This window comes from Pseudomonas sp. PDM32 (assembly GCF_019219225.1).
GTDB classification, from domain to species: domain Bacteria; phylum Pseudomonadota; class Gammaproteobacteria; order Pseudomonadales; family Pseudomonadaceae; genus Aquipseudomonas; species Aquipseudomonas laurylsulfatiphila.
Window position 1 is genome coordinate 1 of record NZ_JAHUWE010000005.1, and the last position, 15,768, is coordinate 15,768.

A 15,768-nucleotide genomic window follows, 5' to 3' on the forward strand; every position below is an offset into this window, starting at 1 on the left:
TCCCGAACTCAGAAGTGAAACGATGCATCGCCGATGGTAGTGTGGGGTTTCCCCATGTGAGAGTAGGTCATCGTCAAGATTAAATTCCGAAACCCCAATTGCGAAAGCAGTTGGGGTTTTGTTTTTGCGCCTCCATACACCTCAAACGCTGTTCCCTGTAGGAGCGAGCCTGCTCCGGGCGGCGTTCCGACGAAGAACTTCAGGGCACCGCGTTACCCCAGACAACCCCCATCATCGTTGATGACCTTCGCGAGCGAGCTCGCTCCTACAAATGCTAAAGTCGTCCCTCGAATTTGTGTTTTCCAAGGAAGCCTTATGCCGGACGCAACGTCCCTCAGTGCTGGATTCATGGTGGTTCACGGCAACCGCCTGGACGAGTTGCGCAGCCTGGTGGTCAGCTGGATGCGGCGCTACCCGCTGGCTCCCCTGGAGAATGAAATCGCGTTGGTGCAAAGCAATGGCATTGCCCAATGGCTGAAGCTGGCCCTGGCGGAAGATTCCGAAGAAGACGACATGGGCGGCTGCGGAATCGCCGCCGCCATCGACGTGCAGTTGCCCGGCAGTTTCATGTGGCAGCTCTATCGCATGGTCCTTGGGCGCGATGAAATTCCGGCCAAGTCCCTGCTCGATAAAGCCCCGCTGACCTGGCGACTGATGCGCCTGCTGCCGCAGTTGATCAACCAGCCACACTTCGAGCCGCTGCAGCGCTTCCTGACTCATGACACCGATCTGCGCAAACGCTATCAATTGGCTGAGCGTCTGGCGGACCTGTTCGACCAGTACCAGGTCTATCGGGCTGACTGGCTTGAAGACTGGGCAGAAGGTCGACATCAGACAAGAAACGCAAGGGGCGAGGCCAAGGCCCTGACGCCGGCCAATTGCTGGCAGGCAGAGTTATGGCGCGCACTCTTGCTGGATGTCGGAGAGCAAGGCATGGCGCAAAGCCGTGCCGGGGTCCATCAGCGATTCGTCGAGTGCATCAACAACCTCGAAACAGCTCCCCAGGGATTGCCCTCGCGAGTGATCGTTTTCGGGATTTCTTCGCTGCCTGCCCAAGCCCTGGAAGCACTGGCGGGGCTGGCCCGATTCAGCCAGGTCCTGCTGTGCGTACATAACCCGTGTCGTCACCATTGGGCGGACATCGTCGCCGATAAAGACCTGTTGCGTCATCAATACAAGCGTCAGGCCCGCAAGAGCGGCATGCCGGTAGTGATCGATCCGCAAACCCTGCACCAGCATGCTCACCCACTGCTGGCTGCCTGGGGTAAACAGGGGCGGGACTACATCAACCTGCTCGACAGTTACGACGATCCCAACAGCTATCGCTCGGCATTCCGAGACGGGCGCATCGACCTGTTCAGTGATGGTCAGCCGCTGAATGTGCTCAACCAGTTGCAGGATGACATCCTCGAGTTGCGTCCCCTCAACGAGACTCGGGAGCGCTGGCCGGCCATTGATCTGCAGACGGACGAATCGATCCGTTTTCACATTGCCCACAGCGCCCAGCGAGAAGTCGAGATACTCCACGACCAGCTGCTCGCGCGCTTCAGTGCCGATCCGGCATTGCGCCCTCGGGACATCATCGTCATGGTCCCGGACATCGACAGCTACGCCCCGCACATTCGTGCCGTGTTTGGCCAGCTCGACCGTCAGGACCCGCGCTTCATTCCGTTTACGCTGGCGGACCAGGGCCAGCGTGGTCGCGATCCACTGCTGATTGCGGTCGAGCACCTGCTCAAGCTGCCTGACAGCCGATTCCCCGTCAGTGAGATCCTCGATCTGCTGGACGTCCCGGCACTGCGCGCCCGCTTTGGTGTCGAGGAGCGTGACCTGCCGACCCTGCACCGCTGGATCGAAGGTGCCGGCATTCGCTGGGGCATGAATGCCGAGCAACGTGCCGGACTCGGGCTGCCCAATGAGCTGGAGCAAAACAGCTGGCGTTTCGGCTTGCGACGGATGTTGCTCGGTTATGCCGTTGGCAGCGCCGATGCCTATGAGGGCATCGAACCCTACGACGAAATCGGTGGTCTGGACGCTGCGCTCATTGGTCCGCTGGTTGCGCTGCTGGACGCGCTGGAAGTGGCTCACCACGAACTCTCTCAGCCTGCACCGCCGCGCCAATGGGGTTTGCGCTTGCAGGCGTTGGTGCAGTTGTTCTTCCTCGCCAGCAACGAACACGATGACTACTTGCTGGCCCAGCTCGAAGAGCTGCGCGAGACCTGGCTCGAGACCTGCGAGTCCGTCGGCTTGCAGGACGAGTTGCCGCTGACGGTCGTTCGTGAAGCCTGGCTTGCAGGCCTGGATCAGGGCCGTTTGTCCCAACGCTTTCTGGCCGGCGCGGTGAACTTCTGCACCTTGATGCCCATGCGCGCTATCCCGTTCAAGCTGGTCTGCCTGCTGGGCATGAATGACGGCGATTATCCGCGCGCGCAACCGCCGCTGGATTTCGATCTGATGGGCAGTGATTACCGGCCAGGCGATCGCTCCCGGCGCGAAGATGACCGTTACTTGCTACTGGAAGCCTTGCTGTCGGCACGGGATCAGCTCTACATCAGTTGGGTGGGCCGCAGCATCCGCGACAACAGCGAGAGGCCGGCGTCGGTATTGATCGGCCAGTTGCGTGACCACTTGGCCAGCGGTTGGCGATTGGCACAAAGTGGCGAGGACCTGCTTGAAGCCATGACCCGGGAACACCCCTTGCAGCCTTTCAGCGCCCGCTACTTTCACGAAGGGGATGAGTCGTTCAGCTACGCCACCGAATGGCAGGTCCTTCATCAAGCGGCAGAGCAACAGGCGAGCGCCGAAGTGCTCGGGCCTCACGTTCAGGACGAACCCCTCAGCCTCGGCCAGCTGCAGGATTTCCTGCGCAATCCGGTACGGCACTTTTTCAGCCAGCGACTGAAAGTCTTCTTCGAGGCGGCTGAAGTGCCGTTGGCCGATGAAGAGCCTTTTGTCCTGGATGCGTTGCAGCGTTACAGCCTCAGCGACCGTTTGCTCGAAGCGGCGCTGGCAGATCCGGAAAATACCGGACAGGCACTGGAGGATCAGGCCAAACGCCTGCAAAACAGCGGGCTGCTGCCCATGGCCGGTTTCGGTGAGTGCCTGCAACGTGAATTGATCGAACCATTGCCCGACTTGCTGCAACGCCACCAACAGCTCCTGGCTTTGTGGCCGACACCGCTCAGCAGTGCGTTGCCCGTCAATCTTGAACTGCAAGGCCTGCACATCGAGGGCTGGCTCAGCGGCCTGCATCAGCGTGCTGATGGTGGTTTGCTGTCTGTCACGACGATCCCCAACAGTATCGGCTCGATCAAATCGCGCAAATGGCATCGACTGACGCGCCCGTGGCTCACGCATCTGGTGGCCTGTGCCAGTGGCATGGCATTGACCACCGCACTGGTGGCCAGTGACGACAGCCTGTTGCTCGCACCGATGGACGAGTCCACGGCACGGAAAATTCTCGGCGATCTGTTGATGGCCTGGCAGTCGGGTATGCGCCAGCCACTGCCGATCGCGGTCAAGACCGCCTTCGCGTGGCTGGGGCAAACCGACCCGGCCAAAGCCGCTACTGCTGCGCGCAAGGCCTATGAAGGCGACGGACAGACGACGGACGGAGAGCGACGCGAAAGTCCGGCACTCGCACGGCAATTCACCGATTACGATGCCCTGAGCGCCGATGAAACCTTCCCCGACTGGTGTGATGCGCTTTATCGCCCGCTGCTTGAAGCACCCTGGCGTTCACTGTCCAGCGAGGAGTCGCGTTGATGAGTACGAAGACACCGCTGGCCCTGGCCTTCCCGCTGCGTGGCAGTCAACTGATCGAAGCCAGCGCCGGGACCGGCAAGACCTTCACCATTTCCGCGTTGTACCTGCGCCTGGTGCTTGGCAATGGCGGCGAAGACAGCGGCTTCGGACGTGAGCTCTTGCCCCCGCAAATCCTCGTCGTGACCTTTACCGACGCCGCTACCAAAGAGTTGCGCGAACGCATTCGCACGCGACTCGCCGAGGCCGCACGCTTTTTCCGCGATGAAACGCCGGCCCCCGACAGCCTGATTGCCGAGCTGCGTGACCAGTACTTGCCCGAGCAATGGCCCGGGTGCGCAAACCGCCTGGATATCGCCGCCCAATGGATGGACGAGGCAGCGGTGTCGACTATCCACAGTTGGTGCCAGCGCATGTTGCGCGAACACGCCTTCGACAGCGGCAGCCTGTTTACCCAGACCCTGGAAACCGACCACAGCGATTTGCTGGGGGAAGTCCTGCGCGATTACTGGCGGCTGTTCTGCTACCCGATGCAAGGCGATGCGCTCAATTGGGTGCGCAGCAATTGGGGCGGTCCGGCGGCGCTGCTGCCGCGGATTCGTGCGCTGTTCGCCAGTGAGCGCGATACGCTTCAAGGGAAAGAGCCCGCCGAGATAATTTCGCAATGCTTGCAAGAGCGACGGGCTGCCTTGATCGAGCTCAAGAAGCCATGGCCGCAGTGGGCGGACGAGTTGCTTGCCATCTGCCACGAAGGCGTTGCCAGCAAGGCTGTCGACGGTCGCAAGATGCAGGCACGCTATTTCGAGCCCTGGTTTGAAAAAATCAAAGCCTGGGCCGAGGACGAATCCCTTGAGCAACTGGACATCGGCACCGGTTTCACGCGCCTGACCCCGGATGGCATGGCCGAAGCCTGGAAGGGCGAAGCGCCTCGACATCCGGGGCTCGATGCGATGGCCGGCCTCAAGGCCTGTCTCGACGGGTTGCCAACGCCCGATGCCGCCGTGCTGCAACATGCCGCCCGCTGGGTCGGGGCGCGATTCGAAGAAGAGAAACGCCGTCGGGCGGAAATGGGTTTCGACGACATGCTGCTGCGCCTTGATGCGGCCTTGCAGTCCGATGGCGGCGAGCGCCTGGCCACCCTGATTCGTGAACAGTTTCCGGTCGCCCTGATCGATGAGTTCCAGGACACCGACCCGGTGCAGTACCGGATCTTCGAGAGCATCTACCGCATTGAAGAGAACAGCCCCGAGTGCGGCCTGTTCCTGATCGGCGACCCGAAACAGGCGATCTACGCGTTTCGCGGGGCCGACATTCATACCTACCTGCGTGCCCGGCAGGCCACCACCGGCCGCCTGCACACCCTGGGCACCAACTTCCGCTCAAGCCATGGCATGGTCAACGCGGTGAACCATGTGTTCGAGCGTGCCGAAGCCCGGGCGTCGGGACGGGGCGCATTCCTCTTTCGGGAGCCGGATGGCAATAACCCGGTTCCTTTCATGCCGGTGGCCTCCCAGGGTCGCAAAGAAGTCCTGCATATAAATGATCAGGCAGTCCCGGCCTTGAACATCTGGCACTTGCCGGCCGAACAACCGTTGTCCGGTGCGGTGTACCGGCAACATCTGGCAGCGGCCTGCGCCAGTGAAATCACGGCATTGCTCAATGGCGGACAGCAGGGGCAAGCGGGGTTCACCCAGGACGGCAAAGCCTTCAGGGGTCTGCTACCGGCGGACATCGCCATCCTGGTACGCGATGGCAAGGAAGCGCAGGCGGTGCGTGGCGAATTGGCTGCGCGAGGCGTGCGCAGTGTCTACCTGTCGGACAAGGACTCGGTGTTCGCCGCCCAGGAGGCGCATGACGTGCTGACCTGGCTCAAGGCCTGCGCCGAGCCGGATGTCGAGCGGCCGCTGCGGGCCGCGTTGGCCAGTATCACCTTGAACCTTTCGTTGACCGAGCTGGAGCGGCTGAATCAGGACGAGTTGGCCTGGGAATCCCGGGTCATGCAGTTCCGTGGCTATCGCGAAGTCTGGCGCAAGCAGGGTGTGCTGCCGATGCTGCGCCGTTTGCTGCACGACTTCCGTCTGCCCCAGGCGCTGATCGCCCGCAGTGACGGCGAGCGGGTCTTGACGAACCTCCTGCACCTGTCCGAATTGCTGCAACAGGCCGCCGCCGAACTCGATGGCGAACAAGCGCTGATCCGGCATTTGTCCGAGCATCTGGCGTTGTCCGGGCAGGCGGGCGAGGAGCAGATCCTGCGTCTGGAAAGTGATGAGCAATTGGTCAAGGTCGTGACCATCCACAAGTCCAAAGGCCTCGAATACCCCTTGGTGTTCCTGCCGTTCATCTGCTCGGCGAAGCCGGTGGATGGCAGCCGCCTGCCGTTGCACTACCACGATGAATCAGGCAATGCCCAGGTCACGTTGAAGCCGACGGCAGAATTGATTGCCCTGGCCGACGATGAGCGTCTGGCCGAGGATCTGCGCTTGCTCTATGTCGCCCTGACCCGGGCGCAACATGCCTGCTGGCTGGGGGTGGCTGACCTCAAGCGCGGCAACAACAATGGTTCGGTGCTGCATCTGTCGGCGCTGGGTTATCTGTTGGGGGGTGGTGCGCCATTGGCCGACTCCCCGGCGTTGCAGCAGTGGTTGCGCGACCTGCAACAGGACTGCCCGGCGCTGGCGTATGCCCAGATGCCTGATGCGACAACAGAGCATTACCAGCCTCCGCAAAACGACGCGGCGCTGCTGGCTCCGCTGATCCCGAAACGCAAGGCCAGTGAAAACTGGTGGATCGCCTCTTACAGCGCATTGCGCATTGGCGACACCCTGAGTGTCGGCACGGACGAGGCGCCGGAGAGTCCGCAGGCGCAAAAACTGTTCGATGACGAACGTCTCGACCCGCAGGCGCCCAGGGAAGTGGTGGTCAGTGGCGGCGATATCCATCGCTTCCCGCGCGGCCCGAACCCCGGCACCTTCCTCCATGGTCTGCTCGAATGGGCAGGGGGCGAAGGGTTTGCCGCGGCACCCCAGGAGGTAATCGACGCCATTGCCCGTCGCTGCAATCGCCGAGGCTGGGAGGGCTGGATCACCACGCTGAGTGACTGGCTGCAGCATCTGCTCAAGTCGCCGTTGCAACTGGGGGCCGATCAGGCGCCGGTGATATTCGCGCAGTTGACGCAATACCAGGTCGAGATGGAATTCTGGTTCGCCAGCCACAAGGTCGATGTGCTCAAGCTCGATGCGCTGGTGTGCCAGTACACCCATGGCGGCGTGGCCCGGGTGGCCGCCGAGCCGGTGCTGCTCAACGGCATGTTCAAGGGCTTCATCGACCTGACGTTCGAGCACGACGGCCGCTATTACGTTGCCGACTACAAATCCAACTGGCTTGGCGCCGATGATGCTGCCTACACCGTGCAGGCCATGGAACAGTCGATTCTCGACAACCGCTATGACCTGCAATACGTGTTGTACCTGTTGGCCCTGCATCGCCAGCTCAAGGCGCGGCTCGCCGATTACGACTACGACCGGCATGTCGGCGGTGCGTTGTACCTGTTCCTGCGGGGCACGCGTGCGGCCAGCCAGGGGGTGTTTTTCACCCGCCCGCCAAGAGAACTGATCGAGCGTCTGGACAGGCTGTTCCAAGGCAAGCCAGAGCCCAAGGCCGAGCCCGCCTGGGAACAGGGAGTACTGTTATGAATCGCTCGTTCGCCGATTTGCTGCCGACATCGCTGGCAGCCGAAAGCCTGGCCGATCTGGCGCCGCTGAGTCGTGCCGACGATTTGCTGTTGCTGCTCACGCGCTGGGTCGAACGTGGCTGGCTGCGCGCGCTGGACAAAGCCTTTGTGGCGTTTCTGCATGAGCTGGCACCGGAGGATGATCCGTTGGTGTTGCTGGCAGCCGCGTTGACCAGCCACCAGTTGGGCCACGGGCATGTCTGCCTCGACCTGTTCGAGACGCTGAAAGAACCGGACTTCGCCCTGTCATTACCACCCGAAGGTGACGTTCAAGGCGGCGCCATGCTGTTGCCGTCGCAATTGCTCGGATCGCTGGACGGTGCTCATTGGTGCAAGGTGCTGGCCGCCAGCAACCTGGTCGCCCTGGCCGCTGACAGCCGTGACAACGTGCGTGACCGGCCTTTGGTGTTATCGGGCAAACGCTTGTACCTGCGCCGCTATTGGGCCTACGAGCGGCGGATCGACCTTTCGTTGCGCGAGCGTCTGACGGAGCACGAGTCCACACCGAACGACTTGCTCCAGCGCCTCACCGGTTTGTTTGGGTCTGCCCGGCCGAGTGAAGTGATCGACTGGCAGAAGCTCGCCTGCGCCCTGGCGACGCGGAGCGCCTTCAGCATCGTGACGGGGGGGCCGGGAACCGGCAAGACCACCACTGTTGTGCGCTTGCTGGCGTTGCTCCAGGCGCCGGCGGTCGAGGCCGGCATACCTTTGCGCATTCGCCTCGCCGCACCGACCGGCAAGGCCGCGGCGCGCCTGACAGAGTCCATCAGCCAGCAAGTCCGGACCTTGAAGGTCAGCGAAGCCATACGCGAGAAGATCCCGTCCGACGTCACCACCGTTCATCGTCTGCTGGGCAGCCGGCCCGGGACGCGTCATTTCCGGCACCACGCGGGCAATCGCCTGCCGCTGGATGTGCTGGTGGTGGACGAGGCCTCGATGATCGACCTGGAAATGATGGCCAATCTGCTCGACGCCTTGCCGGCCCATGCGCGCCTCGTGCTGTTGGGGGACAAGGACCAGCTGGCTTCGGTAGAAGCCGGTGCGGTACTGGGGGATTTGTGTCGCGACGCGGAGGCTGGCTGGTACAGCCCGCAGACTCGCCAGTGGCTGGAAGCCGTCAGTGGCGAAAGCCTTCAGGCCAGTGGCTTGCAGGAGGATACCCAGGGTGCTCATCCACTGGCCCAACAGGTGGTGATGTTGCGCCATTCCCGGCGATTCGGTGAGGGCAGCGGTATTGGTCAGCTCGCTCGTTGGGTCAACCAGCAGCAGCCGGAAGAAGCACGCAAGTTGTTGTCCGCGCGAAGCCATGACGATGTGTATGGCTTGTCCCTCAAGGGCGAGCAAGACCGGACCCTGGAGCGTTTGCTGCTCGAAGGTCACGGTGAGGGCCCGCAGGGTTATCGGCATTACCTGGCCTTGCTGCGCAAACAGCGACCGCCACTCGACAGCCCGCTGGAAGATTCACGCTGGACCGACTGGGCCCGGGAAGTGTTGCAAGCCTTCGATGCGTTCCAGCTGTTATGTGCCGTGCGCAAGGGGCCGTGGGGTGTGGAGGGCTTGAACCAGCGAGTGACGGACGCCTTGCTCAGGGCACGCCTGATCGACAGCGACCAGCAGTGGTACGAAGGTCGCCCCGTGCTGATGACCCGCAACGATTACGGGCTAGGTTTGATGAACGGCGATATTGGCATCGCCCTCAAGCTCCCGGAACAGGAAGGCCACGAGGGGGGAAGGCAGGTTCTGCGCGTGGCATTCCCACGAAATGATGGCCAGGGCGGCGTGCGATTTGTCCTGCCAAGCCGCCTGAATGATGTCGAAACCGTGTACGCCATGACCGTGCATAAATCCCAGGGCTCGGAGTTCGCGCACACCGCGTTGATTCTTCCTGACGCCTTGAATCCGGTACTCACCAAGGAATTGATCTACACCGGGATTACCCGGGCCAAAGACTGGTTCACCCTGATCGAATCGCGCGCAGGCGTGTTCGAGGAGGCGGTGAAACGCAGGGTCAAGCGCTTGAGCGGGTTGATGCTGGAGCTAAAGGACGGCAGCGAGGCGACAGACTGAAAGGTCCGTGAGCGATTGTAGGAAATTGTCCTAAGCAGCGTAGTACGTGGCCTCGCTGGCATTTCCTCGCTGTGCTATCGTTGCGGCATCATTTCGCTCCGGTCCAAGAGTATTCCTGCATGAAGGTGGCTGTCAGGACGACAGAGCGCGTCGTAGGCTGTAAGAAAGCGCTGCTTGCCATCCTTCTTTGTCTGCTGGCCAGCGTCGCTTTCGCTCAATCGCAGCCCCCGGTGGGCATGGCGGACCAACGCGCCAAAGCAGTTACCCAAGTGGTCCTCGGAATCCTCAGCTACGCCCGCTGGCCCGTTGAGCCTTTGCTGCTGCGCCTGTGCCTGGTCGGCCCTACCGAATACACCGACGACCTGGTCAAAGGCACGACCCAGGCGACCGGTCGACCTGTCGCGGTGCAACGCTTGTTGGCCGACAACCCTTCGATTGTCAGTGACTGCGATGCGGTTTACATCGGCAAGCTCACTGGCGAAGAACGCAGTCGATTGTTTGCCGCGTTGATCGGGCATCCGGTGTTGAGCATTAGCGAGAGTGACGAGCAGTGCGCGGTCGGCAGCCTGTTTTGCTTGCGGGTCAGCGACGAGCAGGTGTCGTTCGAGGTCAATCTCGACTCCGTCGCTCGCAGCGGAGTACGCATCCATCCGAGCGTGCTGCAACTCTCGCGCCGCAAGCCGGCGGCGCCATGAAGCTACTGACTCCGGGCAGTCGCCCGACTTTGCATTCGGTCATCGGTCGCGGCAACTTGCTCGTCGCGCTGGTGGGCGTCGCCATGGCCAGTGTTTCGCTGACGTTGCTCGGCGTGCTGGCTTTGCGTGTGTACGCCGATCACAACCTGCACCTGATCGCACGCTCGATCACCTACACCGTGGAAGCCGCGGTGGTGTTCAACGACAAACCCGCTGCCACCGAGGCGCTGGCGTTGATTGCGTCCATCGAAGAAGTGGCTGATGCCCAAGTGTTCGACCGGCAGGGACAGTTGCTGGCCCGTTGGCAACGACCGGAAACCGGCTGGGTCTCCGATCTCGAATTGCACCTCGCCAAAGCGTTTCTCGAAGAACCGATGAGCATGCCGATCCTCCATCAAGGGCGGGAAGTCGGCAGCATCCGGCTCACCGGTCATGGCGCCAGCCTGATGCGCTATTTGCTCAGCGGTCTGGTGGGCATCCTCTTGTGCACGGCCGTGAGTGCCTGGGTGGCGCTCTTTCTGGCACGCCGACAACTTCGCGGGATCACCAAGCCCCTGCGCAACCTCGCCACCGTCGCCCACGCCGCGCGCAGTGATCGAGCCTTCGACAAGCGCGTACCGCCCGCCGACATTGCCGAACTCGATGATTTCGGCAACGACTTCAATGCCCTGCTCGATGAGCTCGAAGCCTGGCAATCGCACCTGCAAAGCGAAAACGAATCCCTGGCGCACCAGGCCAGTCACGACAGCCTCACCGGATTGCCCAACCGGGCGTTTTTCGAAGGTCGCCTGATGCGCGCGCTGCGCAACGCCGACAAGCTCGGCGAGCGAGTGGCGGTGTTGTTTCTCGACAGCGATCGCTTCAAGGAGATCAACGACAGTTTCGGCCATGCGGCGGGGGATGCGGTGTTGGTGGCCGTGGCCAGCCGGGTTCGCGCGCAACTGCGGGAAGGGGACCTGGTGGCGCGCTTGGGTGGCGATGAGTTTGCCGTGCTGCTAACACCGCTGCACAAGACCGCAGACGCCGAACGAATTGCCGACAAGATTCTGGCCAGCATGGACATGCCGATTCCATTGCCGGGCAGTACCCAGGTGTTGACCTCACTCAGTATCGGCGTCGCGGTGTACCCGGATCATGGCGCAACGCCGGGTGCCCTGCTCAACGCCGCCGATAGTGCGATGTACCAGGCCAAGCGCCTGTCCCGAGGCGCACAGTACACGGCAGGGTCGGAGCACCCTGCCGCCGATGTTCAAAACAGGAGCTGATTTTCGTGTTCACTTTCAACCCGCGTTCCCTGCGTTTTTTCACCATGACCTTGCTCGTGGCCCTGCTGAGCCTGACCGGTTGCCAGACCACCCCGCCAAAAGGCCTGACCCCGGCGCAGATCGCCGTGCTGAAACAGCAGGGTTTCGAACTGACTGACGATGGCTGGGCCTTCGGTTTGTCCGGCAAGGTGTTATTCGGCAGCGACGATGACAGCCTGAACAAGCAGAGCACCGAGATCGTCGAGCGCATCGGCAAGGCACTGCTCGGTGTGGGGATCGAACGAGTGCGGGTCGATGGCCACACTGACGCATCGGGCAAAGAGGCCTACAACGAGCAACTGTCCGTGCGCCGGGCGAAAAGCGTTGCCAGGGTGCTCAACACGGTCGGCATGAAGCCGGAAAATATCCAGTTGCGTGGACTGGGCAGCAGCGTACCGGTGGCCACCAACAGCACCTCCAGTGGCCGCACGGAGAATCGCCGGGTCGCCATCGTTGTCAGCTCCGACTAATCGGCAAACAACATCTCCCGGCTTTCCCCCATCAGCAGTCCCTGATTCTGCTCAGTGACCTGGCGGATGTAATCCCACAACAGGGTGATCCGCTTGAGCTTCCTGAGGTCCTCCCGGCAGTACATCCAGAACTGTCGGGTGATGTTGATTTCCTGCGGCAACACCGGCAGCAGGCGCGGGTCCTGTGTTGCGAGGAAGCACGGCAGGATCGCCAGTGAGCGCCCCTGCTGCGCCGCCACGAACTGCGCGATCACGCTGGTGCTGCGCAGGTTGGCGCTGGCGCCGGGCAGTACATTGGCCAGGTACAACAGCTCCGAGCTGAACGCCAGGTCGTCGACGTAACTGATAAACGAATGTTTCGCCAGGTCTGCCGGGCGGCGGATGGCCGGGTGGTTGTCGAGATAATCCTGGGTCGCGTACAGCTGCAACCGGTAGTCGCACAGTTTGCAGCAGACGTACGGGCCATGCTCCGGACGCTCCAGGGCGATGACGATGTCGGCCTCGCGCTTGGACAGGCTGATGAAGTGCGGCAGCGGCAGGATGTCCACCGAGATCGCCGGGTAGGTGTCGACGAAGTGGCTCAGCTGCGGCGTGATGAAAAAGCTGCCGAAACCTTCGGTGCAACCCATGCGCACATGACCGGACAGCGCCACGCCGGACCCGGAAACCTGCTCGCACGCCATGTGCAAGGTGCTTTCGATCGATTCGGCATACCCCATCAACCGCTGGCCTTCGGCAGTCAGGACAAAGCCGTTGGTCCGGGACTTCTCGAACAGCAAGGTGCCCAGCGCCGTTTCCAGCGAACTGATGCGCCGCGACACCGTGGTGTAGTCCACCGCCAGGCGCTTGGCCGCGGTGCTGGCCTTGCGGGTGCGGGCGACCTCGAGGAAAAACTTGAGGTCATCCCAGTTCAACGAGCCGAGGGAGGTGATGTTTTTTTGCATGTTGGACCGGTTTTTATGTGCGTTCTTATCAGAAGTTTGCACATCTATACTCCAAAAACAGTCCGAGAACCAATTCGCGACAAACAGCTCATCTCAGGGCGACCCTTTCGCCCTGGCTCCCAAGATAACAACAAGGATCCGGAGACCCACATGAACGTATCGCTCACGCCTAACGAAACCACCGTGCAAAAGGTCAAACTGTTGATCAACGGCGAGTGGGTCGAGTCCAAGTCCACCGAATGGCACGACATCATCAACCCGGCGACCCAGCAAGTGCTGGCCAAAGTGCCGTTTGCCACCGCCGAAGAAGTCGATGCCGCCATCAGCGCCGCTCATCGTGCGTTCCAGACCTGGAAGCTGACACCCATCGGCGCGCGGATGCGCATCATGCTCAAGCTCCAGGCGTTGATTCGCGAGCACTCCAAGCGCATCGCCGCGGTCCTGAGCGCCGAGCAGGGCAAGACCATTGCCGACGCCGAAGGCGATATTTTCCGTGGCCTGGAAGTGGTCGAGCACGCTTGCTCCATCGGCAGCCTGCAAATGGGCGAGTTTGCTGAAAACGTCGCCGGTGGCGTCGACACCTACACCCTGCGCCAGCCGATCGGCGTGTGCGCGGGCATTACCCCGTTCAACTTCCCGGCGATGATCCCGTTGTGGATGTTCCCGATGGCCATCGCCTGCGGTAACACCTTCGTGCTCAAGCCGTCTGAACAGGACCCGATGTCGACCATGCTCCTGGTGGAGCTGGCGATCGAGGCGGGCATTCCGGCCGGCGTGCTCAACGTCGTGCATGGCGGCAAGGATGTGGTGGACGGGCTCTGCACCCACAAGGACATCAAGGCGGTTTCCTTCGTCGGTTCGACCGCCGTCGGTACTCATGTCTATGACCTGGCCGGTAAACACGGCAAGCGCGTGCAATCGATGATGGGTGCCAAGAACCACGCCGTGGTGCTGCCGGACGCCAATCGCGAACAAGCGCTGAATGCGCTGGTGGGTGCCGGCTTCGGTGCTGCCGGTCAACGTTGCATGGCCACTTCTGTGGTGGTGCTGGTGGGTGCGGCCAAGCAATGGCTACCGGACCTCAAGGCGCTGGCGCAAAAACTCAAGGTCAATGCCGGCAGCGAGCCGGGCACCGATGTCGGTCCGGTGATTTCGAAAAAAGCCAAGGCGCGGATTCTCGACCTGATCGAAAGCGGCATCAAGGAAGGCGCCAAACTGGAGCTGGACGGTCGCGAGATCTCGGTTCCAGGTTACGAGAAGGGCAACTTTGTCGGCCCGACCCTGTTTTCCGGCGTGACCCCCGACATGCAGATCTACACCCAGGAAATCTTCGGCCCGGTGCTGGTGGTGCTGGAAGTCGCCACCCTCGACGAGGCCATCGCCCTGGTCAACGCCAACCCGTTCGGCAACGGCACGGGCCTGTTCACCCAGAGCGGTGCGGCGGCACGTAAATTCCAGAGCGAGATCGATGTCGGCCAGGTCGGCATCAACATCCCGATTCCGGTGCCGGTCCCGTTCTTCAGCTTCACCGGTTCGCGCGGCTCTAAGCTCGGCGACCTCGGTCCGTACGGCAAGCAAGTGGTGCAGTTCTACACTCAGACCAAGACCGTCACCAGTCGCTGGTTCGATGACAACAGCGTCAACGACGGTGTGAACACCACGATCAACTTGCGATAAGGAGCCGGACATGAAAATCGCTTTTATCGGTCTGGGCAACATGGGCGCGCCGATGGCGCGCAACCTGATCAAGGCCGGCCATGCGCTGCGCCTGGTGGACTTGAACAAGGCTGTGCTGGCGGAGCTGGAACAGCTGGGCGGCAGTATCAGCGCATCGGCCCGTGAAGCGGCGGAGGGCGCCGAACTGGTGATCACCATGCTGCCTGCCGCCGTGCATGTGCGCAGCGTGTGGCTGGGTGAAGACGGCGTGCTCGCCGGTATCGGTCAAGGCGTACCGGCCGTCGATTGCAGCACCATCGATCCGCAGACTGCGCGAGACGTGGCCGCCGCCGCTGCCAAACAGGGCGTGACCATGGCCGATGCGCCGGTCTCTGGCGGTACCGGTGGTGCAGCCGCCGGGACCCTGACCTTCATGGTCGGCGCCACGCCTGAACTGTTCGCCACCCTGCAACCGGTACTGGCGCAGATGGGCCGCAACATCGTCCATTGTGGTGAGGTCGGCACCGGGCAAATCGCTAAAATCTGCAACAACCTGCTGCTGGGGATTTCCATGGTCGGCGTCAGCGAAGCCATGGCCCTGGGTGATGCGCTGGGCATCGACACCAAGGTGCTGGCGGGCATCATCAACAGTTCCACCGGGCGTTGCTGGAGTTCGGAGATGTACAACCCGTGGCCGGGTATCGTCGAAACAGCACCGGCGTCGCGCGGTTATACCGGCGGCTTCGGGGCCGAACTGATGCTCAAGGATCTGGGGCTGGCCACTGAAGCGGCGCGTCAGGCGCACCAGCCGGTGGTGCTTGGCGCGGTGGCACAGCAGTTGTATCAGGCGATGAGTTTGCGTGGGGAAGGTGGGCAGGACTTCTCGGCGATCATCAATAGCTATCGCAAACCGCAATGAAGCGATTCATTGAATGTGGTGAGGGCTGTTGTGGCGAGGGGGCTTGCCCCCGTTGGTTCGCGAAGCGGACCCAGAACAGATAAACGCGGTGGGTCATACGAACCGCGGTTACCGACTTTACGACGGCTTCGCCCTCGAACGGGGGCAAGCCCCCTCGCCACAGGTTCGGTATTGCCCCTGCAGACTTTTTTGACCGGGAGATCACGTCGGGTGATCCCCGG

At 62.1% G+C, this 15,768-nt stretch carries 9 protein-coding genes; 8 read left to right on the top strand and 1 reads right to left on the bottom strand.

All coding sequences use genetic code 11. The features are described 5' to 3' along the window. The first annotated feature begins 315 nt into the window (after positions 1-315). From recC to KW846_RS10760, 6 genes are all read left to right on the top strand, one after another. Positions 316-3,765 carry an exodeoxyribonuclease V subunit gamma gene (recC, locus tag KW846_RS10735; protein WP_218482214.1) on the top strand — a complete coding sequence of 1,150 codons (3,450 nt, stop codon included), beginning with the start codon at positions 316-318 and terminating at the stop codon, positions 3,763-3,765. Next, positions 3,765-7,454 (top strand): exodeoxyribonuclease V subunit beta, encoded by a 3,690-nt coding sequence (gene recB, locus KW846_RS10740; protein WP_218482215.1) that lies wholly within the window; start codon positions 3,765-3,767, stop codon positions 7,452-7,454. The genes recC and recB overlap by 1 nt, the downstream gene beginning before the upstream one ends. Then, the gene (recD, locus tag KW846_RS10745) at positions 7,451-9,559 is read left to right on the top strand and encodes an exodeoxyribonuclease V subunit alpha (RefSeq protein ID WP_218482216.1); all 2,109 of its coding nucleotides are present in this window, start codon (positions 7,451-7,453) and stop codon (positions 9,557-9,559) included. The genes recB and recD overlap by 4 nt, the downstream gene beginning before the upstream one ends. A 119-nt stretch (positions 9,560-9,678) precedes the next feature. Then, on the top strand, positions 9,679-10,254 hold the full coding sequence (locus KW846_RS10750; RefSeq protein WP_218480186.1) for a YfiR family protein: 576 nt from the start codon (positions 9,679-9,681) through the stop codon (positions 10,252-10,254). After that, positions 10,251-11,519, top strand: a complete 1,269-nt coding sequence (locus tag KW846_RS10755) for a diguanylate cyclase domain-containing protein (RefSeq protein ID WP_218482217.1) — start codon at positions 10,251-10,253, stop codon at positions 11,517-11,519. Before KW846_RS10750 ends, KW846_RS10755 begins: the two co-directional genes overlap by 4 nt. 44 nt (positions 11,520-11,563) lie before the next feature. Continuing rightward, positions 11,564-12,028: an OmpA family protein gene (locus KW846_RS10760; protein ID WP_256356695.1), complete on the top strand. Its 465-nt coding sequence runs from the start codon at positions 11,564-11,566 to the stop codon at positions 12,026-12,028. Here KW846_RS10760 and KW846_RS10765 read toward each other — a convergent pair. Continuing rightward, positions 12,025-12,972, bottom strand: a complete 948-nt coding sequence (locus tag KW846_RS10765) for a LysR family transcriptional regulator (protein WP_104450826.1) — start codon at positions 12,970-12,972, stop codon at positions 12,025-12,027. The genes KW846_RS10760 and KW846_RS10765 overlap by 4 nt on opposite strands. Positions 12,973-13,122: 150 nt before the next feature. Here KW846_RS10765 and KW846_RS10770 point away from each other — a divergent pair, with 150 nt between their 5' ends. Continuing rightward, complete coding sequence (locus tag KW846_RS10770) at positions 13,123-14,649, top strand: CoA-acylating methylmalonate-semialdehyde dehydrogenase (RefSeq protein WP_218482218.1); 1,527 nt, start codon at positions 13,123-13,125, stop codon at positions 14,647-14,649. A gap of 10 nt (positions 14,650-14,659) precedes the next feature. Next, the gene (gene mmsB / locus KW846_RS10775; RefSeq protein WP_218482219.1) at positions 14,660-15,547 is read left to right on the top strand and encodes a 3-hydroxyisobutyrate dehydrogenase; all 888 of its coding nucleotides are present in this window, start codon (positions 14,660-14,662) and stop codon (positions 15,545-15,547) included. The last annotated feature ends 221 nt before the right edge of the window (positions 15,548-15,768 follow it).